The sequence below is a fragment of the Vibrio sp. 378 genome (assembly GCF_033339435.1).
This window is the reverse complement of the sequence record NZ_JAWOUO010000001.1, coordinates 331,213-354,347: the sequence shown is the minus strand read 5'-3', so window position 1 is coordinate 354,347 and position 23,135 is coordinate 331,213. Positions and strand designations below refer to the sequence as shown.

25 protein-coding genes are annotated in these 23,135 nt (G+C 43.6%); 12 read left to right on the top strand and 13 right to left on the bottom strand.

What is annotated here, in order from left to right; genetic code table 11:
- Positions 1 to 135: 135 nt before the first annotated feature.
- Entirely contained in the window at positions 136 to 999 is an 864-nt protein-coding gene (locus R7Q48_RS01680) for a DUF6279 family lipoprotein (protein WP_149192122.1), read from the bottom strand.
- Between the two features lie 261 nt (positions 1,000 to 1,260).
- Between R7Q48_RS01680 and R7Q48_RS01675 the strand changes: the two genes are divergently transcribed.
- The gene (locus tag R7Q48_RS01675; protein WP_005373524.1) at positions 1,261 to 1,434 is read left to right on the top strand and encodes a hypothetical protein; all 174 of its coding nucleotides are present in this window, start codon (positions 1,261 to 1,263) and stop codon (positions 1,432 to 1,434) included.
- A 90-nt stretch (positions 1,435 to 1,524) separates the two neighbouring features.
- Here the strand turns inward: R7Q48_RS01675 and R7Q48_RS01670 are convergent, their stop codons facing one another.
- Positions 1,525 to 2,157: a response regulator gene (locus R7Q48_RS01670; protein ID WP_262647045.1), complete on the bottom strand. Its 633-nt coding sequence runs from the start codon at positions 2,155 to 2,157 to the stop codon at positions 1,525 to 1,527.
- The gene (gene narQ / locus R7Q48_RS01665) at positions 2,144 to 3,880 is read right to left on the bottom strand and encodes a nitrate/nitrite two-component system sensor histidine kinase NarQ (protein ID WP_262652676.1); all 1,737 of its coding nucleotides are present in this window, start codon (positions 3,878 to 3,880) and stop codon (positions 2,144 to 2,146) included. Before narQ ends, R7Q48_RS01670 begins: the two co-directional genes overlap by 14 nt.
- 247 nt (positions 3,881 to 4,127) lie before the next feature.
- On the opposite strand from narQ, the gene napF reads away from it, so the two are divergent.
- The 6 genes from napF (at position 4,128) to R7Q48_RS01635 (ending at position 8,742) form a co-directional block, all read left to right on the top strand.
- Positions 4,128 to 4,613: a ferredoxin-type protein NapF gene (napF, locus tag R7Q48_RS01660; RefSeq protein ID WP_005373529.1), complete on the top strand. Its 486-nt coding sequence runs from the start codon at positions 4,128 to 4,130 to the stop codon at positions 4,611 to 4,613.
- A 47-nt stretch (positions 4,614 to 4,660) separates the two neighbouring features.
- Positions 4,661 to 4,969 carry a chaperone NapD gene (locus R7Q48_RS01655; protein WP_005373535.1) on the top strand — a complete coding sequence of 103 codons (309 nt, stop codon included), beginning with the start codon at positions 4,661 to 4,663 and terminating at the stop codon, positions 4,967 to 4,969.
- Positions 4,966 to 7,455: a periplasmic nitrate reductase subunit alpha gene (gene napA / locus R7Q48_RS01650; protein ID WP_005389060.1), complete on the top strand. Its 2,490-nt coding sequence runs from the start codon at positions 4,966 to 4,968 to the stop codon at positions 7,453 to 7,455. Before R7Q48_RS01655 ends, napA begins: the two co-directional genes overlap by 4 nt.
- A 78-nt stretch (positions 7,456 to 7,533) precedes the next feature.
- Positions 7,534 to 7,989 carry a nitrate reductase cytochrome c-type subunit gene (locus R7Q48_RS01645; protein ID WP_005389061.1) on the top strand — a complete coding sequence of 152 codons (456 nt, stop codon included), beginning with the start codon at positions 7,534 to 7,536 and terminating at the stop codon, positions 7,987 to 7,989.
- Positions 7,990 to 8,017: 28 nt separating this feature from the next.
- Positions 8,018 to 8,596: a NapC/NirT family cytochrome c gene (locus R7Q48_RS01640; RefSeq protein ID WP_005373542.1), complete on the top strand. Its 579-nt coding sequence runs from the start codon at positions 8,018 to 8,020 to the stop codon at positions 8,594 to 8,596.
- Positions 8,597 to 8,607: 11 nt separating this feature from the next.
- The gene (locus R7Q48_RS01635) at positions 8,608 to 8,742 is read left to right on the top strand and encodes a TIGR02808 family protein (RefSeq protein ID WP_005373546.1); all 135 of its coding nucleotides are present in this window, start codon (positions 8,608 to 8,610) and stop codon (positions 8,740 to 8,742) included.
- A gap of 173 nt (positions 8,743 to 8,915) precedes the next feature.
- Here R7Q48_RS01635 and phaC read toward each other — a convergent pair whose 3' ends face one another.
- The 4 genes from phaC to R7Q48_RS01615 form a co-directional block, all read right to left on the bottom strand.
- Entirely contained in the window at positions 8,916 to 10,691 is a 1,776-nt protein-coding gene (gene phaC / locus R7Q48_RS01630; protein WP_064354855.1) for a class I poly(R)-hydroxyalkanoic acid synthase, read from the bottom strand.
- 66 nt (positions 10,692 to 10,757) lie between these two features.
- Positions 10,758 to 11,105 carry a phasin family protein gene (locus R7Q48_RS01625; protein WP_005373550.1) on the bottom strand — a complete coding sequence of 116 codons (348 nt, stop codon included), beginning with the start codon at positions 11,103 to 11,105 and terminating at the stop codon, positions 10,758 to 10,760.
- Positions 11,106 to 11,150: 45 nt separating this feature from the next.
- Complete coding sequence (locus tag R7Q48_RS01620) at positions 11,151 to 12,359, bottom strand: acetyl-CoA C-acetyltransferase (protein ID WP_031777157.1); 1,209 nt, start codon at positions 12,357 to 12,359, stop codon at positions 11,151 to 11,153.
- Between the two features lie 12 nt (positions 12,360 to 12,371).
- A complete protein-coding gene (locus tag R7Q48_RS01615) occupies positions 12,372 to 13,112 on the bottom strand; it encodes an SDR family oxidoreductase (RefSeq protein WP_005373555.1) in 741 nt (246 codons plus the stop codon).
- A 739-nt stretch (positions 13,113 to 13,851) separates the two neighbouring features.
- Between R7Q48_RS01615 and R7Q48_RS01610 the strand changes: the two genes are divergently transcribed.
- Together R7Q48_RS01610 and R7Q48_RS01605 are read left to right on the top strand one after the other, a co-directional pair.
- The gene (locus R7Q48_RS01610; protein WP_318132121.1) at positions 13,852 to 14,472 is read left to right on the top strand and encodes a LysE family translocator; all 621 of its coding nucleotides are present in this window, start codon (positions 13,852 to 13,854) and stop codon (positions 14,470 to 14,472) included.
- A gap of 15 nt (positions 14,473 to 14,487) precedes the next feature.
- A complete protein-coding gene (locus tag R7Q48_RS01605; protein WP_115386540.1) occupies positions 14,488 to 14,754 on the top strand; it encodes a hypothetical protein in 267 nt (88 codons plus the stop codon).
- A gap of 61 nt (positions 14,755 to 14,815) precedes the next feature.
- On the opposite strand, the gene secF is transcribed toward R7Q48_RS01605, so the two are convergent.
- The 4 genes from secF to R7Q48_RS01585 form a co-directional block, all read right to left on the bottom strand.
- A complete protein-coding gene (gene secF / locus R7Q48_RS01600; RefSeq protein ID WP_005373567.1) occupies positions 14,816 to 15,718 on the bottom strand; it encodes a protein translocase subunit SecF in 903 nt (300 codons plus the stop codon).
- A 2-nt stretch (positions 15,719 to 15,720) separates the two neighbouring features.
- Positions 15,721 to 17,559, bottom strand: coding sequence for a protein translocase subunit SecD (secD, locus tag R7Q48_RS01595; RefSeq protein WP_017635185.1), 1,839 nt, complete (start codon positions 17,557 to 17,559; stop codon positions 15,721 to 15,723).
- Positions 17,560 to 17,723: 164 nt separating this feature from the next.
- Positions 17,724 to 18,203, bottom strand: a complete 480-nt coding sequence (locus R7Q48_RS01590; protein ID WP_005373572.1) for a hypothetical protein — start codon at positions 18,201 to 18,203, stop codon at positions 17,724 to 17,726.
- Between the two features lie 168 nt (positions 18,204 to 18,371).
- Entirely contained in the window at positions 18,372 to 19,040 is a 669-nt protein-coding gene (locus tag R7Q48_RS01585) for an SH3 domain-containing protein (protein WP_256902772.1), read from the bottom strand.
- Between the two features lie 103 nt (positions 19,041 to 19,143).
- Between R7Q48_RS01585 and R7Q48_RS01580 the strand changes: the two genes are divergently transcribed.
- Complete coding sequence (locus tag R7Q48_RS01580; protein ID WP_256902773.1) at positions 19,144 to 19,692, top strand: ATPase; 549 nt, start codon at positions 19,144 to 19,146, stop codon at positions 19,690 to 19,692.
- A gap of 525 nt (positions 19,693 to 20,217) precedes the next feature.
- On the opposite strand, the gene R7Q48_RS01570 is transcribed toward R7Q48_RS01580, so the two are convergent.
- Both R7Q48_RS01570 and R7Q48_RS01565 read right to left on the bottom strand, forming a co-directional pair.
- Entirely contained in the window at positions 20,218 to 20,841 is a 624-nt protein-coding gene (locus tag R7Q48_RS01570; protein ID WP_154204238.1) for a class I SAM-dependent methyltransferase, read from the bottom strand.
- Positions 20,842 to 20,846: 5 nt separating this feature from the next.
- A complete protein-coding gene (locus R7Q48_RS01565) occupies positions 20,847 to 21,302 on the bottom strand; it encodes an Lrp/AsnC family transcriptional regulator (protein WP_005373581.1) in 456 nt (151 codons plus the stop codon).
- A gap of 148 nt (positions 21,303 to 21,450) precedes the next feature.
- Between R7Q48_RS01565 and R7Q48_RS01560 the strand changes: the two genes are divergently transcribed.
- Both R7Q48_RS01560 and R7Q48_RS01555 read left to right on the top strand, forming a co-directional pair.
- Complete coding sequence (locus R7Q48_RS01560; protein WP_025767932.1) at positions 21,451 to 22,377, top strand: DMT family transporter; 927 nt, start codon at positions 21,451 to 21,453, stop codon at positions 22,375 to 22,377.
- A 95-nt stretch (positions 22,378 to 22,472) separates the two neighbouring features.
- On the top strand, positions 22,473 to 23,135 hold the full coding sequence (locus R7Q48_RS01555; protein WP_064369362.1) for a flagellar brake protein: 663 nt from the start codon (positions 22,473 to 22,475) through the stop codon (positions 23,133 to 23,135).

The window sequence follows — 23,135 nt, the reverse complement described above, 5'->3', positions numbered from 1 at the left end:
CACGCATTGATAAGCTGACGTTGCCTCATCAAACCTCACGCTATGTTACGCTCTTAGCTCAATAAGAATTTGCTTTGAATCATTTTTTGATAAGAAAGGCTTTTGCGCTTTGCTTTCGCTCATTGAAGTATGAATTTAATCTAAAAGTTCCTCAGCCAGTACTCGCCACTCTTTAACCTTTTCACGAAAATGACGCCATTGCTTATCGGTCATGGAACGAGAAACATCTAATGTCAGTTGATCAACCAATGCAAAGTTAGAGTCAATATTCAGAGAAAGCTGCTCACTATAATAACTCTCTGGCTCGAACAAGAGTCGCATAAATATATCTTGATAAGTCACAACATTAGATTTGTTGTCGAACAAGTATTCGAGCTCTTGATATACCGTGGCTCGATAATCTCTCCATAAAGGGCTGTTTAAAATAACTTGCTGAGAAAATGTTTGAGCTAATTGACGCTGATTTCCTGATAGATTCCCCAGCCATTCTTCCATCCACTCTTCAGTGTTATCCAGAATAATTTCACGCACTTCGTCTTCTGTCTTATCGGCATATTTTGCGTTTCGCTCTTGATAATGTTCTTGTACATTACTCAAAAACTCGCGTTCTTGCTCTTTCGTTAATTGCAAACTTAACGCAAAAAGATCTGGTGCTGCTTTGCTGACCACTCTATCGTAATGCGCTCGCATTCTATCTCGATTTTTTTGTAAGTAATTTAAGGTGATATCGCTCGCTTTTAATCTCTCAAGGTCTTTTAAATGTTCGATATATAATGGTAACTCCTCTTTCTTGTGCCAGTCTGCCAACAATAATAAGCGCTCTTCCACTAGGACTTCTTGTTCCCCTTGCAACGAGACATAGTCCTCTAAGTAATCGAGCACGAACCAATCGATATTGCTGTATAAAAACTTTTTCGCACAACCGGCAAGCAGAAATACGAAGCAAAATAGAAGGCCATAACGAAGCGCCTTATTAGATACATCCTTTAATTTAGTCACTTATTCGTATTCCCTTTTCTGTTGATTAAGTTCTATACTCAACCTGTATCACTTAGTATTGCGGCAAACTTACACCAGTGTGACAAATATTGATTGCCACCTTAATAATATATAGAGTTTGAAATTAACTTTTTGATCACAGCTATCCGCAAAAAAGTGAGTTAGAGCGCAATTATCGGCTAAAAAACGTACCGAACGACGCTCCCTATAACGGCATATAATTTGCATGGATGTTTTTTGGATGGTTTATGGAGGCGAAGTATGGCAGCCGCTGAGCAACTTGATACCAGTGTAGAATATGAGATTCGATATTTTGAACAGGGGAAAATGCACTGCATGAGAGTCATTGCTGAAAGCAAAAAAGTGGCTTATCAGTACTATTTGGAGTGTGGTAAGCACAACAGTGACTTGTACTCTATTCGCCCAGACAAGTAAAAAAACCGCCTAACAGGCGGTTTTTTTATTCGTCAGAATCAATATAACTGTTTGATTTTATTTATTATTACAGATTCAAATCCAACAATGTTATTTGATGTCGCCAAAGCGCTCAAGATAAAGGACGGTTGCTGCAGTACGAGAAGGAACTTGAAGCTTTTTAAGTAAACTCTTCATATGTACTTTAACCGTAGACTCAGAGATAAAAAGACGATCGGCAATTTGCTTGTTGCGGAAACCTCTTGCCACCTCTCTTAAGATCTGCGATTCACGATCGGTCAGTGTATCAAACACGTCCTCTTGCTCTGAACGTTCACTCAAATACTTAGAAACTTCTTGGCTGTATGCCTTGTCCCCTTGGTGCGCTTGTTTTAGCAACTCAACCAACTCATCGGGCTCAGTGTCTTTCAATAAATAGCCATCGGCACCACTTCGAACTATTGCTTCTATATCTGCTGGGCTATCCGAAACGGTTAGAATGACAATTCTGGCTTCACAGCCATCTGCACGCAGTGCTTGCAAAGTATCAAGGCCAGACATGCCTTTCATGTTAAGATCAAGAAGTACAAGATCCAGTTCCAGCTCATGCGCTTTCGCTACTGCATCCGCGCCATTACTTGCTTCTGCAATAACCTCAAACTCAGACTCAAAGCTTAAAAGCTGGTGGATACCTCTTCGCATGAGTGGATGATCATCCACCAGCATTACTTTACACACTGTCACTGTTTACTTCCTTACTATGTTGGAATTCTAATTTTACGGTACAACCTTTGTTTATCGATGCTTCGATGTGCAGCTCGGCATGCAGTCTAGCGGCCCGCTCTTGCATGATACTCATACCGTAATGATTTAATTTTTCGTCTTGATGTTCAAAGCCTATTCCATCGTCGCTAACGGTTACTGTGACTTTTCCATCATTATCGAGACATTGAATGTGAATATTATCTGCTTGCGCATGTTTGATAGCATTAATTGCCGCTTCTCTTATCAACTGTAGTAAATGAACCTGCTGATGTGCATCCAGTTCAGTTGATGAAAGTCTATTTTTTAGCGTAATGTCCGCAGCAGTTTGTTCACTGAGCGTTTCAACCATGTCTTGCAATGCTTGGCCAAAACTGCCCTCTTTAATCGTAAGACGAAACGTCGTCAGTAACTCGCGTAACTGCGTATAAGCCGCAGATAAGCCCGTATCTAGCTCAGCAATAACTTGATTAGCCTGCGCGATCGCCTTTTCGTCAGGCAAGTTCTTTACGCTTCTCTTTAACAAAGCGACCTGAATTTTTAAGTAAGAGAGTGCTTGAGCCAATGAATCATGCAACTCCCGAGCAATAGTGGCTCGCTCTTCCATCAGCAGAATTTGTTCTGCTTGGCGCTGCGCCCGATTGTAATACACGGCGCGTGATAAAATCTGCACGAAGTTGTCAATAAGAGCCTCGTTCGGACAAGGTAACCCTGCTTTCCAATATAAATAACCCAAGTGCTCGCCATCTAGCATCAGGGCTTTACCGTGGCAATCTTCATCACAATCTTGGCAGCATTCTTCTCCTTCCATCAATATCCAGCTCGGTTCTCCCAGCTGCTCGATTTCAAGTTTGGCCGCTTTAATGCCCTCAAGACTGACGATATGCTGCAAAATCGCCTGGAAATTGTCTTGATTAATACGCGACGCCGTGAGTTCTTTTGACGAGTCATACAGCACTTCTAAAGACTGGTTGGCATGCTGCAATTTACGTGTTTTCTCATCAACCGCTTGTTCTAATCCTCGGTACAACTTACCAAGGTCTGTCGCCATCCGGTTAAAGGTTCGAGTCAGTATTCCCATTTCATTATCGCTAGATACATTGAGCGATATATTGAATGAGCGATTTTTAATTTGCTCGCTAGCAAAAACTAAGGCACGCAGAGGCCGAACAACTTCGAGGCGCACAAAATGAACGACAAACATACTGACACAAAGAATGCCCCCCAACCCTAACCCGCCGATCCAGGCTAAGTTAATCAGTTTTTGCTCCGAAAAGCTTTGCAGCTTAAATACAAACTCATCGATTTGTTCAACAAAACCGGCCACTAGGAGTTGATATTCTGCCGGGTTGTCTCCTCTCAGCACCGCCTTGAGTTCATGCCATCTGATAATAAGACGGTAGTAATCGTGAGTGATGTCTTCAGGCACAGACCAATGCTGAAGCGCTTTCATTGAAGGTGAATATATCGAATGTTCAAATGCGTCAATATGTGAAGAATAGTCAACAGATTTAACCTGAATATCATTCGCCAGACGGTAGCTTTGCATTCGCATTGAGCCAGCAACATTAACGGCTTCAGCATCGTTCAAGCTAGACGCTAAAGTAAAAATCGCAAAACCAGTCGTAGCGACTGAGAGCAGCAAAATAAGAAGCATTGCGGACGCAATCGTGCGCGTCACCGACTTTTTCACATTTTTAAACAATCTGAGTTCCTCGCCCATTAACAATCCTATTTGTACGTGCAATGAACCCATTACCTTTCAACTTTATCAATATGTGATCACCTGCGACGGAATTTATTGATCCAAAACAATATTGCATACCATTTACCCCCTAAGAGGTATTTATACAAATATGTCAAAAACTACAATTTCGTTAGTTTAAATGACAGTTTATTAATGAAAATTGTGGACTATGCTTAGTTTGGGTTCCAAGTTTCGAGGTGACTAAGTGGTAGACCTTTCCAGAAGAAGACTCTTTGCAAGAAAAGCGCACCCCGACAACGCCGTACGTTTGCCTTGGTTAACTAAACCGCAACAGTTTACGGACGATTGCACTCGCTGCGGTAAATGCATTGAGGCCTGTGAAACAAAGATTATAACCAAAAGTGATGGCGGATTCCCCTCGGTCGATTTTTCCATCGATGAATGCACATTTTGCTATCAATGTGCAAACGCCTGTCCTGAGCCCCTTTTCTTGCCAGAAACAGAACAACCTTGGCAAGCAAAAGCAAGTATCAACGATAACTGCTTAGCAAAACAAAATGTCGAATGCCGAAGCTGTGGGGATATGTGCGACCCGATGGCAATTCAGTTCAAATTAGAACTGGGGAAAGTAGCACAACCCAATTTAGACCTTGATGAGTGTAACGGCTGCGGCGCCTGTGTTTCAGTGTGCCCGACTTCATCCATCAATGTGAGCAATACAACAGCCTAAGCCGAATGTCGTCGGCCAAAGGCAATAAAAATAAATGAGAGAGCTATATGTCACTAAATGAAGTGCATATTTCAAGTTTGGTAGTACATGTGCTGCCGGAACATTTGGACGAAATCAAACAAAAGATAGAAGCACACGAAAATGCGGAAATCTATGGTGACAGTCCTGAAGGCAAGATTATCGTCGTACTTGAAACTGAGAACCAAGGTTTCATCACAGACACTATCGATGCCATTAATAATTTACCGAACGTCTTAAGCACGGTATTGGTTTATCACCAAATCGAAACTGGGCTTGAAGAAACGGATGAAGAAGACACTGGAACACAACATTCCCAAATCGAGGGTGAAGTATGAAAATGACAAGACGTGCGTTTGTGAAAGCAAACGCGGCTGCATCAGCTGCTGCTGTCGCAGGTGTGACACTACCAGCATCTGCAGCCAACCTGATTGCAAGCTCTGATCAAACCAAAATCACATGGGACAAAGCACCTTGTCGTTTCTGTGGTACAGGCTGTTCTGTTCTTGTTGGCACTCAAAACGGCAAAGTGGTAGCAACACAGGGTGACCCAGAAGCACCAGTAAACAAAGGTCTGAACTGCATCAAAGGTTACTTCCTTTCTAAGATCATGTACGGTCAAGACCGTCTAACTCAACCGATGCTACGAATGAAAGATGGCAAATTCCACAAAGATGGTGAATTTACACCTATCTCTTGGGATGACGCTTTCGACATCATGGCTGAGAAATGGAAAGCTTCCCTCGAGAAAAAAGGCCCAACAAGCGTAGGTATGTTTGGCTCAGGCCAATGGACAGTAATGGAAGGCTACGCTGCGTCAAAGTTAATGAAAGCAGGCTTCCGATCAAACAACATTGATCCAAACGCTCGTCACTGTATGGCTTCTGCCGTTGTAGGTTTCATGCGCGCATTCGGTATCGATGAGCCAATGGGTTGTTACGATGACTTTGAGAACGCAGACGCTTTCGTTCTTTGGGGCTCAAACATGGCAGAGATGCACCCGGTTCTATGGACTCGCATTACTGACCGCCGCCTAAGCCACCCTCACGTTAAAGTGAACGTGCTTTCTACTTACTACCATCGTTCATTTGAGTTGGCAGACCACGGCTACATTTTCAATCCTCAGTCTGACCTTGCAATTGCTAACTTCATCGCAAACTACATCATCGAAAACGATGCAGTAAACTGGGACTTCGTGAACAAACACACGAACTTCACTCAAGCAGACACTGACATCGGCTACGGTCTACGTGACGATGATCCGCTACAAAAAGCAGCGAAGAACCCGAACTCTGGCAAACTCACTTCTATCTCATTCGAAGAGTACAAGAAATCAGTAGCGCCATACACAGTAGAAAAAGCATCTGAAATCTCTGGTGTTGAGAAAGAGAAGCTTATCGAGCTTGCGAAGCAATACGCGGATCCAAACACGAAAGTGATGTCTCTATGGACGATGGGTATGAACCAGCATACTCGTGGTGTATGGATGAATAACTTGGTTTACAACATCCACCTACTAACCGGTAAGATCTCGACTCCGGGGAACAGCCCATTCTCACTAACGGGCCAACCATCAGCATGTGGTACCGCTCGTGAGGTTGGTACGTTTGCTCACCGCCTACCAGCGGACATGGTGGTTGCTAACCCTAAACACCGTAAGATTGCAGAAGACATCTGGAAACTGCCAGAAGGTACGATTCCACCAAAACCTGGCTTCCACGCCGTATTGCAAGACCGTATGCTGAATGACGGCGTTCTGAACTGTTACTGGGTTCAATGTAACAACAACATGCAAGCCGGTCCAAACATCAACACAGAGCGTCTTCCAGGTTACCGCAACCCAGAAAACTTCATCGTTGTGTCTGACCCATACCCGACAGCAACAGCACAAGCAGCAGACCTTATTCTTCCTACCGCTATGTGGATTGAAAAAGAAGGTGCTTACGGTAACGCAGAGCGTCGTACCCAAGCTTGGTACCAACAAGTGGGCACAGTCGGTCAAGCAAAATCCGACCTGTGGCAGCTAATGGAGTTCTCGAAACGCTTCAAAATGGAAGAAGTGTGGCCTGAAGAGCTTCTAGCGAAAGCGCCTCAATACCGTGGTAAAACAATGTACGACGTACTTTACCGCAATGGTAACGTCGACAAATTCCCTATCGAAGAAGCTCGTGAACTGAATGACGATGCTCACCACTTCGGTTTCTATGTTCAAAAAGGTCTGTTTGAGGAATACGCAACATTTGGCCGTGGTCACGGTCATGATTTGGCTCCATACGACCGCTACCACCAAGTACGTGGTCTACGTTGGCCTGTTGTTGATGGTAAGGAAACACAGTGGCGCTTTAAAGAAGGTTCAGACCCATACGCGAAAGAAGGTTCTGGTTGGGACTTCTACGGCAATGCTGATGGCAAAGCGAAGATCATTTCCGCGCCATACGAAGCGCCACCAGAAGTACCGAACGATGAATTTGATATGTGGTTATGTACTGGTCGTGTTCTTGAGCATTGGCACACAGGCACCATGACTCGTCGTGTACCTGAATTATACAAAGCAGTACCAGACGCAGTGTGTTACATGCACCCAGAAGACGCAAAAGCACGCAATGTTCGTCGTGGTGAAGAAGTACTCATGGCAAACAAACGCGGTGAAGTACGCGTTCGTGTTGAAACTCGCGGTCGTAACCGTCCGCCAAAAGGCTTGGTATTCGTACCGTTCTTTGATGCACGTATTTTGATTAACAAGCTTATCCTAGATGCGACTGATCCACTGTCTAAACAGACAGACTTTAAGAAGTGCCCAGTCAAAATCACTAAGATTGCTTAACCTTCAGATACTGAATGCTACGGCCGTCATTATGGCGGCCTAATAAAGAATTTAAGCCATAAAGGCGGAGATGAAATGATGAAAAAATTACTTGTCGCAGTTTTATCTGTAGGTGCGTTAGTGACAGGCATTGCGCAAGCTGAGTTGGATAATCCAGGTGGTATTGGTGGTCTAGAATCTTTACGTGGAATGTCTCAATTGGAAGATACGCGTCCAGCAGACGAGTTCAAAGACTTCCCTAAAGATCAAATTGTTGAAGACAGCTATGTTTATCAACCACCGTTGATCCCACACAGCATTCGTCACTACGAAATTTCGTTAAATGCTAACAAGTGTCTTGCATGCCATAGTTGGAAAAATGCAAAAGAGTCAGGTGCGACTAAAATTAGCGTAACGCACTATGTAAACAGAGAAGATGCGGTACTGGCAGATATGTCTCCTCGTCGTTACTTCTGTTTGCAATGTCACGTTCCACAAACGGATGCAAAACCACTAGTGGAAAACGAGTTTAAGGCAGTCGATTCGCTTCAGTAATTGAAACGCGAGTACTAAGAGGTTACTTATGAAAATACTTAAAGCGTTTTGGAAGAGACTGTCGAGCCCGAGTAAAGCTGCCGCTGGTGTGGTTTTATTTCTAGGCTTCGCTGGTGGCCTTCTATTTTGGGGCGCATTCAACACAGGTATGGAAGCAACCAACACAGAAGAATTCTGTTCTGGCTGTCACGCGCCGATCGTTGCTGAAATTCAAGAAACAATTCACTACTCCAACCGCTCTGGTGTTCGTGCGATTTGTTCAGACTGTCACGTTCCTCATGAATGGACGGATAAGATCGTTCGTAAAGTACAGGCATCTAAAGAGCTATTTGCACACTTCGTAACGAAGACGATCGATACGCCAGAGAAGTTCCAAGAGCGTCGTGGACACCTCGCAGAGCGAGAGTGGGCACGTATGAAGAAGAATGACTCTCTTGAATGTCGTAACTGTCATGAGTTTGATTTCATGGATTACTCTCAGCAAGGATCACGTGCGGCAGAACAACACTCCACCGCTCTAGCTTCAGGCGAGAAAACATGTGTAGACTGTCACAAAGGTATTGCGCACAAACTACCAGACATGAGCGGCGTTGAAGGCTGGCACTAAGGAGACTTACCATGAGTACATTAGAATCTGTAATTTGGCATATCCTTGGCTACAGTGCTATGCCAGTGATTATTCTTTCCGGCTTTGTGGCGGTAGCAGCAATCTCTCTCTGGCTGCTGTCATTTGGTAAGGATAAAGAGGTGTAACGTAACGCATCTCTACTCGTCAACTAGCCTATTTGTTGACACTGAGCGCCGAGCAAATGCTCGGCGCTTTTTATTTATTGCTCAATGGTACTGCCAACAATAAATAAACAAGCAATCATACATAAAAAAAGCGACCATAAAGGCCGCTAAGATTTACTGCTATAGGGAGTTGTTTAAGATTCTTTTACTGGCAGAACCTGTTTGACGTATTGTCCTGGCGCTTCATCAATAACCGGATGGTTTTCTGAGCCAATAGGGAAAGGCTCAACTTGCTCTTTAGGGTTGAATTGGAGTAACCACTCGTTCCAGTGTGTCCACCACGATCCCTCTTTGTGTTCCGCGTTATTCAACCACTCATCAGCAGAGTCATCCAAATTATCGTTCAACCAATAACCATACTTATTTTTAGCTGGAGGGTTCACGATGCCCGCAATATGACCAGACTCACCGAGGACAAACGTTTTGTTACCACCCGTGTTCAGCGCACCACGGTAAGTTCCCTGCCATAACGCAATGTGGTCTTCTTTCGTTGACACAAAATAGCTAGGAATTTTGATCTTATTTAGATCAATCCATACTCCACCAATTTTGACGCCTTTATCTTGCACCAGCTTGTTCTCTAAATAGAGCTCGCGAAGCAAGAAATTGTGAGATGCAGCGCTGACGTTGGTGCTATCGCTATTCCAGTACAACAAGTCGAAATCAACCGGACTGTTACCCTTCAAGTAATTGTCGACGTAGTAGTTCCAGTACAAGCTGTTTTCACGCAGTAAACTAAACGTCACGCTTAAGGAACGGCCGTCCATATACCCTTTTGCGTTATTTTGCGCTTCAATTGCACTAACAATGGTGTCATTGATATACGCGCCGACTTCACCTGGTTGAGAGAAGTCGAGCAACGTGGTGAAGAAAGTAGCAGACTTAATGCGCTTCTTCATACGTTTTGCAGCGTAGTACGCAACCGTGCTTGCTAAAACAGTACCACCAATACAATAACCAGCAGCATTGATTTGCTCTTGTCCTGTTATATCTTCAATTGCAGCGACGGCTTTCACTGCGCCTTCTGTCACGTAGTCACCAAACTCTATGTGCGCTTGTGCCTTGCCTGGATTGCGCCAAGACATCATAAATACACTGTGCCCCTGCTCTAACAACCATCGAACCATTGAGTTCTTTGCCGTTAAATCAAGGATGTAGTATTTGTTGATGAAAGGTGGGACGATGAGCAGCGGCGTCGCATTCACTTTCTCTGTTAGAGGTCGATATTGAATCAACTCAAACAATTCGTTTTGAAAAACCACATTACCCTGTGTCGTCGCAACGTCATCGCCCACGCGGAATGCATTGTTATTCGTCATACGAATTTTTAAAATGTCTGCGCTCGACTCAACGTCTTCTTTCAACTGCTCTAAGCCTGCCAGTAAGTTTTGACCGTTTTGCTCAAGTGTCAGCTTCAAAAGCTCTGGGTTAGTGGCGATGAAGTTGGAAGGAGAAAGGGCGTTAATGGCTTGGCGAGAGAAAAAAATAATACGTTCTTTCGTCTTTTCATCTAAGCCTTCCAAAGACTCGATGGTGTCCAGATAGGTCTTACTAAATAAAAGGTAGGATTGTTTGATGAAGCTATACATGGCTTCATTTTGCCACGCTTCGTTTGAGAAACGCTTATCCCCTTTTTCAGCTTCGACGATTTGTGCTTGGTTCCCTGCCAATGCAACATTCTGCCAAATTTGCAGCTGCTGTTCCCACCACTGTGCTTGCAGCTTTAAAATCGCAGCAGGCTGATTCGCAGCTTGTTCGAACAGTTTGGCAGTATCCTCAAAGTTCACTTCTTGCATGGCCTTGTTTAAAGGAGAGTTCACGACTGCCTTGTTCACTTCGAAATCATGCCACCACTGATGATTGGTTTCCTGAAGCTTCACAAGATAGTCCGAAAAGAAGTGTTGAAACATAGTCTTACTCCTATATTCGGAAAAAACAACGCCGCCCAAATCTAGGGGCGGCGAGAATCGGACAAATTACGCTGGAGTAACAGTCTTTAGATTTTCCGAAGTCATTTTCTCAACGTCTTCTTTGAACTCTTTTGCAATCGCTTGAAGCTTGTTGCTGTCATCCATCATTTGTTGAGAAAGTTTAGTAAGTACGCTTAGTTGCTGACTGTTGAAAGCAGTCAATGACGTTACGTCTTTGATTTCTGTCGCTGCTTTCATCTGGTTTAGACCCACTTCACTGTATGTGCGAATGGCGTTCAATTGAAGCTCGGTCAACACTTCTACGTTTTTTGTCACTAGCTTGTTGAACTTCAAGTAAGGTTCTAGATTTTTTTCAGTTTGATCGCTAAATGTTTTGAAGAAATCTGTGTACATGGTTTGTCTCCTAGAGAAAGAATTAAAAAATGTCCGTTTAAATAATTACTTAACTGTCTTTACAACCACAGCCGTGCCCATGCCGCCGCCCACACAAAGTGAAGCAACGCCATATTGACCATTTTGCTTATGAAGCTCGTGAACCAGCGTGACTAAGATTCGGTTGCCAGATGCACCAAGCGGGTGTCCTAGCGCGATAGCACCACCGTTAAAGTTCGCTTTATCTTGAATCGCGTTAACTGGAACTTGGTTTGTTTCCGCCAACTGATGAATCACGCCAAGTGCTTGCGCTGCAAATGCTTCGTTTAACTCGTAAACGTCAATGTCATTTACTGTGAGTTCCGCTTTTTCGAGTGCTTTATTGACCGACTCTACAGGACCTAGGCCCATGATCTTCGGATCAAGACCCGATTGCGCATAGCTTACGATCTCAGCAAGCGGCGTTAATCCATGCGCTTTAACTGCGCTTTCAGACGCCACGATAATCGCACTCGCGCCATCGTTAATGCCTGATGCATTACCCGCAGTCACAGTGCCTTCGCGGTCAAAAGCAGGACGTAGCTTGCTTAAGGCTTCCATTGTCGCGTTCGCTTTTGGGTATTCATCCGTATCAAACATCACGGTTTCACGGCGTTGCTTTACTTCCACTGGCACAATTTCGTCTTGAAATTTGCCAGCTTCGATAGCGGCTACCGCTTTCTGTTGGCTAGACAGCGCGTATTCGTCTTGCTGCTGGCGAGTTAAGCCGATTTGTTTTGCTACGTTTTCTGCCGTCACACCCATGTGATATTGGTTGTAAACATCGGTTAAACCGTCCGCTACGAGCAGATCTTTTAGCTCCAGATTGCCCATTTTGTTGCCATCACGAATGCTGCTTGGTGCGGCAAACGGAATCTGAGACATGACTTCAACACCCGCTGCAACAACGATCTCAGCATCGCCACTACGGATATGGGACACGGCATCCATGACCGTTTTCATGCCACTACCGCAAACCATGTTTACGCCATATGCAGGAACAGATTCAGGAATCCCCGCAAACAGTGCCGCTTGGCGGCCAACACCCATTCCTTGACCTGCACCAACAACGTTGCCAACAATCACTTCGTCAACCTTGTCGCCAGGCAACTTTGCCGCTTCCAACGCGCCTTTAATCGCTACTGCTGCCAGATCGCCAGCAGAAGTATTTTTCAGGCTGCCACCAAAAGCACCAATTGGAGTACGCTTCGCCGCTACGATAAATACTTTTTCCATCATCTTCTCTCCTTAGTGCATGTATAGGCCGCCGTTCACCGACAAAGTCTCTCCGGTGATGTAGGCGCCCGCATCGCTGACCAAGAAGCTCACTGATGCTGCAATTTCTTCTGGTGTCGCAAGACGTTTCATTGGAATTTGGTTCGTGATGGATTCCAGCACTTCTGGCTTCATTTGCTCAACCATTGGCGTACCCGTGTAACCCGGAGCGATAACATTAACTGTCACACCCGAGCGAGCACCTTCGTATGCTAAGGCTTTAGAGAAACCGATCATCCCAGCTTTCGCCGCCGAGTAGTTTGCTTGACCAAACTGCCCTTTAAGACCATTGACTGAAGAGATATTGATGACACGACCACCGCCTTTTTCGCACATTGCAGCAAAGAGGGGTTGCGTAACGTTGAATAAACTATTGAGGTTGGTATTGATGACATCATTCCAAGCTTGCGCAGTCATCTTTTTAAACACGCCATCACGTGTGATTCCTGCGTTGTTGACAACAACATCAATGGTTCCTTCCTCCCCAAGCAATTGCGCCAATTTCTCTGCACACTCTGTCGTGTTTGTTACATCCAACTCAAAAAGGCGAACCTGATCTTTGGTAAACCCTTTGCTGTTGAACCACTCCAGCGCACATTCGTAGTTACCTGTGAAATAAGTAGCGATTACACGGTAACCGTCATTGACTAATTGAGAGGAAATAGCAGAACCAATTCCGCCTTTTGATCCAGTGATCAAAGCGACTTTCTTCATTGAAGACTCCATTCTTAACGGCATTTAAAAAGCAAACTTAATACACTGATGAAATAGTTCACCACCTGACGTGTTTATTTATTCTTTTGACAACCAATCCCGTGCTGCCTTTATTTTAAGTTAACCTAGAAATATTACATTTCAAATAAAAAACTCACCCAATTGCATAAGATTGATTTAGATCTCATTACCCGTGAAATGTTATAAAATGGTTAATTTTACATAAGTCATTGTTTTAAATCACACTTCCACAAAAGCCACACCAACAGAAATAGAAACATAATTATTAAATATCATGCACTTACATACAGAATGGTAGACGTTACATTATGTCATGATTTAAGATCTGAATCTTAAGCCTATATGATTACAACAAACTTGAGATTAGAATAATAATTCAATTATCAGTAAAAATAATTATCAAACATATCATTTAATTACTGCATTTAATGATAATTTAGTTATCAATTTGATTATTTTAATACAGTGATAATTAATACCGATAAAATATAATAAATTAAATATATTTAATCTAAAAATGATATAAGAGCTTGTCTCATACTGGTGCAATACGCACTATTATGACGCATAGATTAAAATATAATTTCATTTTAAATTTATATATTCGAAGAACATCAACTAGCTACTAGTGAAAGTAATCATTCGCTTTGTAGTAGCATCCTTTTCCACTTTGCACTATCTTTGTGGCTTCTCTTTAATCACTAAATCATCAACAGATATGAATCTTGCATTGCTCAGTATGTTCATCCCTACTTTCTTTTTTGTCTCAATCACGCCTGGTATGTGCATGACTCTCGCCCTAACGTTAGGTATGAGTATCGGTTATCGTCGCACGTTATGGATGATGATAGGAGAACTTCTCGGTGTTGCGCTGGTGTCAGTCTCTGCGGTGTTAGGTATCGCTGCGATTATGCTCAATTATCCTTGGATGTTTATCGCGTTAAAGTTCATTGGTGGCGGTTATTTACTCTATCTTGGTGTTGAAATGTGGCGATCGCGAGGGAAACTTGCGATTAATGTCGACAACTTAGAAACACCAAAGAGTGACAATATCGCACTGATCATGCAAGGCTTCGTTACCGCAATCGCAAACCCAAAAGGCTGGGCATTTATGATTTCTCTTTTACCGCCTTTTATAGACCAAAACGCAGCGCTTGCACCGCAACTGATCATACTTGTCTCCATTATTTTACTGATTGAGTTCATTTGCATGTCTCTGTACGCTACTGGTGGTAAAGGGTTGAAACACGTATTAGGTCAGTCTAAGAATGTACGTCTAATGAACCGTATCGCAGGCACTTTAATGATGGGAGTTGGTGTCTGGTTGCTACTAAGCTAAGGCAAACTGGAAACAATGAAAAATATTCTGAATAAAATCGCTAAAGTCATGGGTGAAGTATTGGACTTTCAAGCCCGAGTTTGGGTTGTGAACGTCTATAGCGGTGAGCATAAAGGCGAGTCTTATGTCGTTAATGAAGATGCTTTCTCTGTACCTCTTCAGTGGATGAAGAAGAAAGGCTACCAAGAGCCAATGTTGAATAAAGTCGAAGCAATGAAGCGCTCACAAGTCTTAGAGTTCGATTTGGGACGAGTAAAACATCGTCTGATGCGCGTGAAATAAGCACAAAAAAAGCGCCACTCAAAATGAGTGGCGCAAGCACTTTTACCTTAAAAGAACGATGCTACGGCGCTGCGTCAATCTCAACTGGAAGATAATGTTTCGGCTCCAGTTTCAACCACTCCGGCAGCACAGTACCAATCGAAATCGAAGACCATGTACCCGACAGAACGCCAATAAACATGGCGGTTGAGAAACCAGCCAAAGGCGCTCCTCCCATAATCCATAATGCACCAACAGTGATCAATGTCGTACCAGATGTCACCATAGTGCGTGAAAACGTCGCAATAACAGCTTGGTCATTGATGTCTTCTGTTTTCCAACTCTGCTTCGCAATCAACAGCTCACGGATTCGGTCTGCAATGATGATCGAGTCATTCAATGAGTAACCTAAAATCGCCAGCACAGCAGCAAAAACGGTTAAGTTGAACTCCATTTGAGTAATTGCAAAGAAACCAAGCACTAAGATCACATCATGAGCCAAAGCAAACAGTGAACCGCTTGCCAAACGCCACTCAAAACGGAAACACAAGTAACCGAGAATACTCAACACACAAATCAACAATGCTAAGCCACCTTGTTCAAACAAGTCTTGGCCAACTTGAGCGCCAACTATACTGTTGCTGACAACATCAACTTGGTGAGAGATTGGCTTCAACACCTCTTCTACACTTGGCAACGTTTGTCCATCTTCCGGCGCAGAGTAACGAATCACCCAACGGCCATCTTCACCAGAGCGTGTCACTGACGCAGATTCACCAAGCTTTGGTTGCAGAACGTCAAGCAGATCATGGTTAGTTAGCTGCTTATCTACCTTTACTTCTGTCACCATACCGCCAGTGAAGTCCAAACCTAGGTTCAACCCTTTAAAGCCTAGAGCGACGATCGCGATCACCGTTAAAATGATGGAAACTAGCGTAGTAAAGTAGCGAATTTTACGAATATTTTGTTTTAGCATTTCGACCATGATTAAACCCTCACATCACGACGGGCATCGCGGCCCCAAATTAAATTGATCATTGCTCGAGAGGCAAATACGCCTGTAAACATACTGGTTAACAAACCTAATCCGAGTGTTAAGGCAAAGCCTTGGATTGGGCCATTACCGATGGCGTACAAAATCACGGCGGTGATCATGGTAGTAATGTTGGCATCAAGGATGGTCGAGAATGCGCTGTCAAAGCCAAGATCAATCGCTTGAGCGAAGCTGCGGCCTTCACGCATTTTGTCCTTAATACGTTCAAAGATAATAACGTTGGTGTCTACTGCCATACCGACGGTTAACACTAAACCGGCAATACCTGGAAGCGTTAGAACCGCTCCTGGTAACAAGGCGATTAAGCCAAGTAAACAAAGCATGTTGGCACAAAGCGCCACATTTGCTACCCAACCTAAGCGGCGGTACCAAAGTGCCATAAAGGTCAGTGTTAGTCCCATACCTAAAGCCAGTGCTGCAAAACCGTTTTCAATGTTTTCTGCACCCAGAGAAGCACCGATTGTTCGCTCTTCCACAATAGTAACTGGCGCGGTCAGTGACCCCGCGCGAAGCAATAGCGCCAACTGCTGCGCATCGTCCATGCTACCTGCCCCAGTAATACGGAACTGGCTACCAAGTTGAGATTGAATAGTTGCGACGCTGATAACGCGCTCACTACGCTCGGTTACACCGCGATCGTTTGTCTTGTACTCTCGGTAAACGGTCGCCATTGGCTTGCCGATGTGAGTTGCTGAGAAGTCGCTCATTTTCTTACCACCAGCGTGGTCAAGAGAAATATTTACTTCTGACATACCCATTTTGTCGACACCAGCTCGAGCGTTTACGATGTGCTCACCCGTTAGAACTGGTCGTTTTGCCAAAATCACCGTACGGCCGTCATTGTCTTGAAGAACAAGATCTTGGCTGCTGTGTGCTTGGCTCGCATCTTTCACTTCATAAAACGCCAAGCTTGCTGTTGCACCAATAACGTTTTTCGCTTGAGCAGGATCTTGTACGCCAGGGAGTTCAATTCGAATGCTCTCTTTACCTTGGCGTTGCACTAGTGCTTCTGTGATACCAAGTTCTTCAATACGACCACGCATGATCTTCAGGTTTTGTTGAAGAGTCGACGATTGAAATTCTTGGATATTTTGTTCACTCGGTTCAAGCACAAAGCCACGAGATGAACTTTTTGAAATCCAGCCCGGGTAGTTTTGACGCAAGAACTTGTTCACTTCCGACAATGCTTGCTCGCTGTCACTGTTTACCGTAATTCGGTTGCCGCTTTCTGCTCGAACTTGCACACCACGAACACGTTGATCACGTAGATTCGCTTTGATTTCATCAATCAATGCATCACGTTGTTCTTCAAACGCTTTATTCACATCAACATTCAACAAGAACTGAACGCCACCACGAAGGTCAAGACCGAGCTTAATTGGGCTAAAGCCCATCTCATTCAACCATTCTGGCGCAACCGATACGTATGAGAAAGTGATGCTGTCGTCTTTATTTAGCTCTTTGTTTAACAACACACGAGCTTTACTTTGCGCATCTTCACCATCGAATACAATGGTTGTTTTGCCGTCTTTTTCGATGATTTTGTCGGCTGAAATATGGTTGGTTTTTAGCAGTTGATTCAGATGAACAACCGACATTTCACTGTTGTTTTGCTCCGAAAACGTCAACTGGATAGAAGGCTGTTCGCCAAACCAAGTTGGTATAGCACTTAGGGTTAAAATAATGACTGTCGTGATTAATACGACATATTTCCAAGCTGAGTAGTGATTCATCAGCTTTCTGTTCTTTTGCTGCTTTGGTGTTTTTTTCATGTAAACATCATCCCTTCACGATGAAGTGAAGCTTTTAATAACAAGGCTTAACACACGACAGATGCTCCCAGAATAAATTCAGGGTATGAAATGCTCAGAACGCTCACGTCCTGTCGAATACAATCGTCGTGTTAAGAGTGCACAATGGTGCAAATAAATGGTGTTTAGGCAGAAAACTGACTATTGAGTGCGACGTACATGGCATTGGTCTCTTTCCAACCAGAAATGCGATGATCGCTTGTGAAATGATAAAATGTGGACTGGTTGTGACGCCAGTTAATGTCCATCAAACTGTATGCGTAACCCGCATCAGCGTAAAACGGAGTAGTGAGATCGCCGACAAAATCTACGTGCTCGTCATCAAGCCCTTCCCGTAAGTAAGACGTCCAGCGCTGAGAGTTAAACAAAGCAACGGAATCGAGACTTGCATGGCCTTCAGATACTGGAGATTGAGAGCTTTCTTCTGAAACTTCAGAAAAATCGACGGAAGAGTTTGGCGATACACTTACGGCTACAAAAGGTTGTAGCTTAGAAAAGTGCGGTACGTGAGCCTTGTGGTCGATTTGCGCAGCAGATACATGCACTGGTAGCAATACCATTGCAAATAGCAGCAAAATCAACTTTCTAAGGTAAATCCAAGGCATAGGAACTCACTAAAAACACAAAGAGCCAAGTTAGGTCACTTGACTCGTTGATAGTATTCCTATTGATTATGGTTCACAACTAAAAAGTTATAAATCTCTGATTTCAGGTTTGCATCGTTATTGCATTTATCAAAACGTCTTTAGAAAACTAGTGTAATTGGTCGTGAGTTATCGATAAAAAATATCGCCCTTATCAACATCTAAGTAGATCTTGTTCTCTTGCTCCAAACCGCCACAATAGATGAAGTAAACGTTGCGCTTTTTGAACGTCACAGAACGAACCCAGCCTCCGAGCTCCTCAAAATCACTCGGATCACAGGTTTCATCGTCTAACAATTGCTGTGTTTTCTTACGGAAAATATCCAAGTGAACTTTTAAATCATCCGACTTCTGTAGGTATTCATCCAATATCTCTAAGCGCTCTTGCTCTTTAATAACTGGCTCTGCATCCGATAACCCTTCAGCATTCAACCATTCGGCTTTTTCTTCTCCACCCTCTTCATAGACAAGATAGTCGGAGATTCGGTACCACCCATCTACTTTTTCTAACACCGATACTTTTTCTCCCTTATAGAGCGTATCGACAACTAAAGCATTAGGGTTAGGCTTGTTGTAAACATTGACACGACGCTCAATAACGTAGTACTCGGTAGCTTCCGGGGGAACGGCTTCTAAATCCAGAATCGGTTTGGATGTTTCTTTTTGCAGTGACGATTGCTCGACTTGTGTAGCCTTTGGTGCTTCAGGTTCATCTTTCTGCATAAAGAAGAAATAGTATCCAGCCCCCGCTCCGCCGAGCAACAGCATGACAATCAATGCGACGAGAATTTTCTTCATGCCCTTTTCCTTTTCATTCTTTATTCTTATCCCACCAGCAGCACGCATGTCGTAGAAATTTGGGTATATACTCAAAAGAGCAGGTCAACTAACGCGAGCAATAATGATCAACAGACTCAATTGGATACTACTATTTCTTCTGTTCCCGATAACGGGGCACGCCAATATTCAATGTAACCCATCGTCGTGGAATGACAATCTTACCCAATTCAATCGTTTAGAGTCCAATTACAATCAGCATGTTGAGGTATTCAATACACTTTTGACCGAACATAAACAGCGTCAGTTATTGTCCGAAACCTTTTCACTGCATGAGCTCGTGCTACTTTGGCGTGCCAAGTCGAACCAAAATGTGTTCAAAGCGCAATTAAAAGCATCGATTCAATACAAAGAAGAGCTCACAACTAAAGCGAATCAGCTGCTTAAATTGAGCACACAATCTCAATGGTCAGCAAATGGGTGGGAGAAACTGGCCCAGAAGTGCCGCGAGTCAAACAAAACAGCCAATCAAATAACCGCGGAATGGTATAACACCAACGCTTTGGAACTTGCTGAAGATTACAAGCGCCTCTCTTCACAATATCAAACTCTGTCACAAGTCTATGATAAAGAAGCTCGAGCGCTTCAATACGCTCAAGATGTTTCGAAGTAAAAACAGAGCCAGTTTTGAATAGACGATGTTGGTTTTTCACTCCAATATTGGACGTTATTCGTGCTTTTTTCTTTCCTTAGTCGTGAATGATATCAAATGTAAATAATGGGATTGTTCTCTTTGACAAACTTGACTAAACCATGGCCAAGACAATCAATTTATAGAGACATACGTCACATTAATGCTTTACTTATGGACATTTTTTGGTTAGTTTAGCCATTAATAAAATTTAATAAAAAGTCACATTTGGCTGGAGATGATGCTACAAACATGGTTATCAATCGATTAAGTAACAGGGAATGTCCTAATGCTACCAAAGCCAAGTTTTTGTCAGTAGTTAGGCACGTAAAAGAGTTCGGTTCAATCAGTGATTTGGATCTGTGTAAAATCTTCGGAGAAACAATATGGAGTGATGGGAGGGAATACCATTCAGCCGCGTTCTCATTCAAGGTTGATAGATACACAGGTAACTGTGAAATCTCACAATACAAAAACCAATAAGGCTTAAGAATTTATTAAGCGGAGTCAGGAAACGGACTCCGCTTTTTTGATCATGGCAATCGTAAAGTCGTGCTCGGAGTATCCCTCAATCAATCGTGTATTCGGACACAGCAACCGACAATAGCGAAAGACACCTTCTTTATTGTGCGACGCTAACATTTTCATGCTGGGTAGTTTGGATTCATCCAACAAGTTAAACACACAACCTTTCTCTGTCGCTCGGTACATTTTATCAATCATTTCAATGGTGTGATTTGGGTTGGTGGATTGATAGTTCAATGATCCGGAAGCAAAAACAAAATCGCAACGAGGCAATACCAACGTTGAAAAGTCACCGCATATAAACTTACTTTGCGTGCGAAAACCTCGTTTTCTGGCTTCAGAGATAAACTGTTTTTGCTGATCAATGCCAATATAGCTTTGAGGAAGCCCCCCCGTAAGTTCGATAAACGCTAACAAGTCTCCGTAGCCGCACCCAATATCTAAAATACTTGAACCGTCTAACGTTAACCCTCGGCACAACGCCTCAAAACGGCTGATCTGACTATACTTATCTGCCCATCCCAGAGTTCGGGCTCTGTCTTTACCAAACTGTCTATATCGCTTTCGATGATAGTGGGCAATCTTAAGTCTATCGAAAAATTTCATCTTTCTTATGCATAAATCGGCAAACTGCCATTTCCTTTCACTTGTCTAATCGCCAGGTGGGTATGAATATCTTTCACATTTTCTAATCGCTGTAACTTTCTAGTAAATGTTTCATAACCAGCGAGATCTTTGCTGACCACCTCTAACAGGTAATCATAGGCCCCTGATACGACATGGCATGAGATCACTTCATCCATCTCAACAACGGCATGTTCAAACTCATCAATCGAAGAAGCTTGGTGGTTATTTAAACTCACTTCAACAAATACAGTCATCGCGATGCCTACAGTGTCTCTGGACACAATAGCTCGATAACCACTTATTACACCTTCCTGCTCCAAACGCTTAATGCGTCTTGCACAAGGTGATGCCGATAGCCCTACTTGGTCAGCAAGTTCTGCCGTTGTCAGAGTGGCATCCTTCTGCATTAGGTTGATAAGTTGCCTGTCAATTTTATCCATTTATTCTTCCGTGCCTTTAATCACTAATAATTAACATTTATACGCAACTTATCACCAACATCAAGCCTAATTACGTCAAACTTTGCCTCCCTTTGGCAAGAGTTTTATTCAACAATTAACACATCATTTACAAATGGACATGTCGATAATGATCTTGGGATACGCAGCTATATTAACGACCTTACTGCTTTGGTCTGGTTTCTTTATTTCTTTAAAAGGGGGCGCAATTTCTGCCTTGCAGCCAGCCGATATCGCGTTAGTTCGCTTTCTCATCCCAAGTATAATTTTATTACCATTTGTGATTAAGCATAAACAGTCGCTGCGCGTCGTGCCTAAACGCTACCTGGTTGGTGTTGTGGTTGGAAGCGGCCTTCCCTATCTTCTGGTCGTCGGAACGGCTATGCATTTCGCTCCCGTGGCGCACGGCAGTGCATTAGTACCTGGCACTTTGCCATTGTTTGTTTCTGCTATCGCGGTACTTTGTTATCAACAGTCGCTGAGTGCTCACCGCTTAATCGGGCTTTCTACGGTGTTGTTAGGGATTTTCGTATTCCTTCTTTCTAATAGCGGCGCAGAGTACAACTGGTCTCAATTACAAGGGCATATCCTGTTTCTAACTGGCAGCATCATGTGGGCTGCTTTCACCATCAGCGCTCGTGTCGCCAATCTTAATGCACACGTCTGTGCAGGATTCGTTGCAATCGCGTCTTTGGCTCTGCTCATCATCGCCGTTGGTTTCGGGTGGGTAGACAGTTATTTGGTGGTAACACCGTTCAGCCAGTGGCCATGGGAGGAGTTATTTGGCCACGCGATGCTACAAGGTGTTGGCGCAGGTTTAATCGCTTCTTTCACTTTCATTTATGCAATTAGGATCATCGGTGCCGAAGCCAGCGCTGCTTTTGGTTCATTAACTCCAGTCGTCGCGACACTTCTTGCCGTTCCAATTTTTGGTGAACAACCAGATTCTCTCACTTGGTTAGCGCTGATGTTGGTCACATGCGGCAGTATTGTGGCAAGCCAAATCTTTATGAAAGATGGAATGAACCAAACTTATCGCCCACCACTTCACAGATAGCGATGATTTTACAAAAACTTATGCCTTACTATCTTGAATAACAAAATGGCGTTTTGATAGCCTCAGCTTAACTAAAAAATTAAAACGCCAATGTGATGCCAGCCACTCATACTAAAGATGAACTGCATAGGTTTCTCAAACCGGGAATGAAGCTTTCTACTAATTTCGAATTTGGGCCTAAGGATCAATATACGTATTCCACCACCTATCTGGGGATGAAAGAAAATGCTTATTTGATTCTTGATATACCAATGCGTTTGCTTGAAGAGCAAGTGATGAGAAAACTCCCCAACGCCGATGTCATCGTGCGTGGTGTATCAGATACGGAGTTAGGCCATGTCATTGCGTTTAAGTCTAGCGTGCTGACGACGACCGTTCGACCATCTCCCCTTTTGTTTATCCGCATTCCAGGAACATTTGCAACCAAACCAGTTCGGGAACATGAGCGTTACAAGTTGCAAATGGACTGTAACGTTATTCATGCAGGGAATGTCTACGACGGTAGCCTTATCGATTTCTCTCTAGCAGGTGTTGGTATATCAACCTTGATTGAGCCCGAATTCAACGTGGGTGAGAGTGTTACCATCGAATGCCCGTTAAGCCACTATATCGGAGAAGAAAATCGATGTGTCATTGCCAACATTAAGAAATTGGTGAAGGGATGGGTAGTTGGAATTAAGTTTGCCAGTCCCATTGCGATGACTCACGAACTAAAAACAGAGTTACTGGAGCAATCCTTTCTAACCAGTAACGTCTGA

Coding starts and splice junctions, on each gene's coding strand:
- R7Q48_RS01675 (WP_005373524.1), top strand. CDS start 1,261: ATGGCAGCCGCTGAGCAACTTGATACCAGTGTAGAATATGAGATTCGA.
- R7Q48_RS01655 (WP_005373535.1), top strand. CDS start 4,661: ATGTCACTAAATGAAGTGCATATTTCAAGTTTGGTAGTACATGTGCTG.
- napA (WP_005389060.1), top strand. CDS start 4,966: ATGAAAATGACAAGACGTGCGTTTGTGAAAGCAAACGCGGCTGCATCA.
- R7Q48_RS01645 (WP_005389061.1), top strand. CDS start 7,534: ATGAAAAAATTACTTGTCGCAGTTTTATCTGTAGGTGCGTTAGTGACA.
- R7Q48_RS01640 (WP_005373542.1), top strand. CDS start 8,018: ATGAAAATACTTAAAGCGTTTTGGAAGAGACTGTCGAGCCCGAGTAAA.
- R7Q48_RS01635 (WP_005373546.1), top strand. CDS start 8,608: ATGAGTACATTAGAATCTGTAATTTGGCATATCCTTGGCTACAGTGCT.
- phaC (WP_064354855.1), bottom strand. CDS start 10,691: ATGTTTCAACACTTCTTTTCGGACTATCTTGTGAAGCTTCAGGAAACC.
- R7Q48_RS01625 (WP_005373550.1), bottom strand. CDS start 11,105: ATGTACACAGATTTCTTCAAAACATTTAGCGATCAAACTGAAAAAAAT.
- R7Q48_RS01620 (WP_031777157.1), bottom strand. CDS start 12,359: ATGGAAAAAGTATTTATCGTAGCGGCGAAGCGTACTCCAATTGGTGCT.
- R7Q48_RS01615 (WP_005373555.1), bottom strand. CDS start 13,112: ATGAAGAAAGTCGCTTTGATCACTGGATCAAAAGGCGGAATTGGTTCT.
- R7Q48_RS01610 (WP_318132121.1), top strand. CDS start 13,852: ATGAATCTTGCATTGCTCAGTATGTTCATCCCTACTTTCTTTTTTGTC.
- R7Q48_RS01605 (WP_115386540.1), top strand. CDS start 14,488: ATGAAAAATATTCTGAATAAAATCGCTAAAGTCATGGGTGAAGTATTG.
- secF (WP_005373567.1), bottom strand. CDS start 15,718: ATGGTCGAAATGCTAAAACAAAATATTCGTAAAATTCGCTACTTTACT.
- secD (WP_017635185.1), bottom strand. CDS start 17,559: ATGAAAAAAACACCAAAGCAGCAAAAGAACAGAAAGCTGATGAATCAC.
- R7Q48_RS01590 (WP_005373572.1), bottom strand. CDS start 18,203: ATGCCTTGGATTTACCTTAGAAAGTTGATTTTGCTGCTATTTGCAATG.
- R7Q48_RS01585 (WP_256902772.1), bottom strand. CDS start 19,040: ATGAAGAAAATTCTCGTCGCATTGATTGTCATGCTGTTGCTCGGCGGA.
- R7Q48_RS01580 (WP_256902773.1), top strand. CDS start 19,144: ATGATCAACAGACTCAATTGGATACTACTATTTCTTCTGTTCCCGATA.
- R7Q48_RS01570 (WP_154204238.1), bottom strand. CDS start 20,841: ATGAAATTTTTCGATAGACTTAAGATTGCCCACTATCATCGAAAGCGA.
- R7Q48_RS01565 (WP_005373581.1), bottom strand. CDS start 21,302: ATGGATAAAATTGACAGGCAACTTATCAACCTAATGCAGAAGGATGCC.
- R7Q48_RS01560 (WP_025767932.1), top strand. CDS start 21,451: ATGATCTTGGGATACGCAGCTATATTAACGACCTTACTGCTTTGGTCT.
- R7Q48_RS01555 (WP_064369362.1), top strand. CDS start 22,473: ATGCCAGCCACTCATACTAAAGATGAACTGCATAGGTTTCTCAAACCG.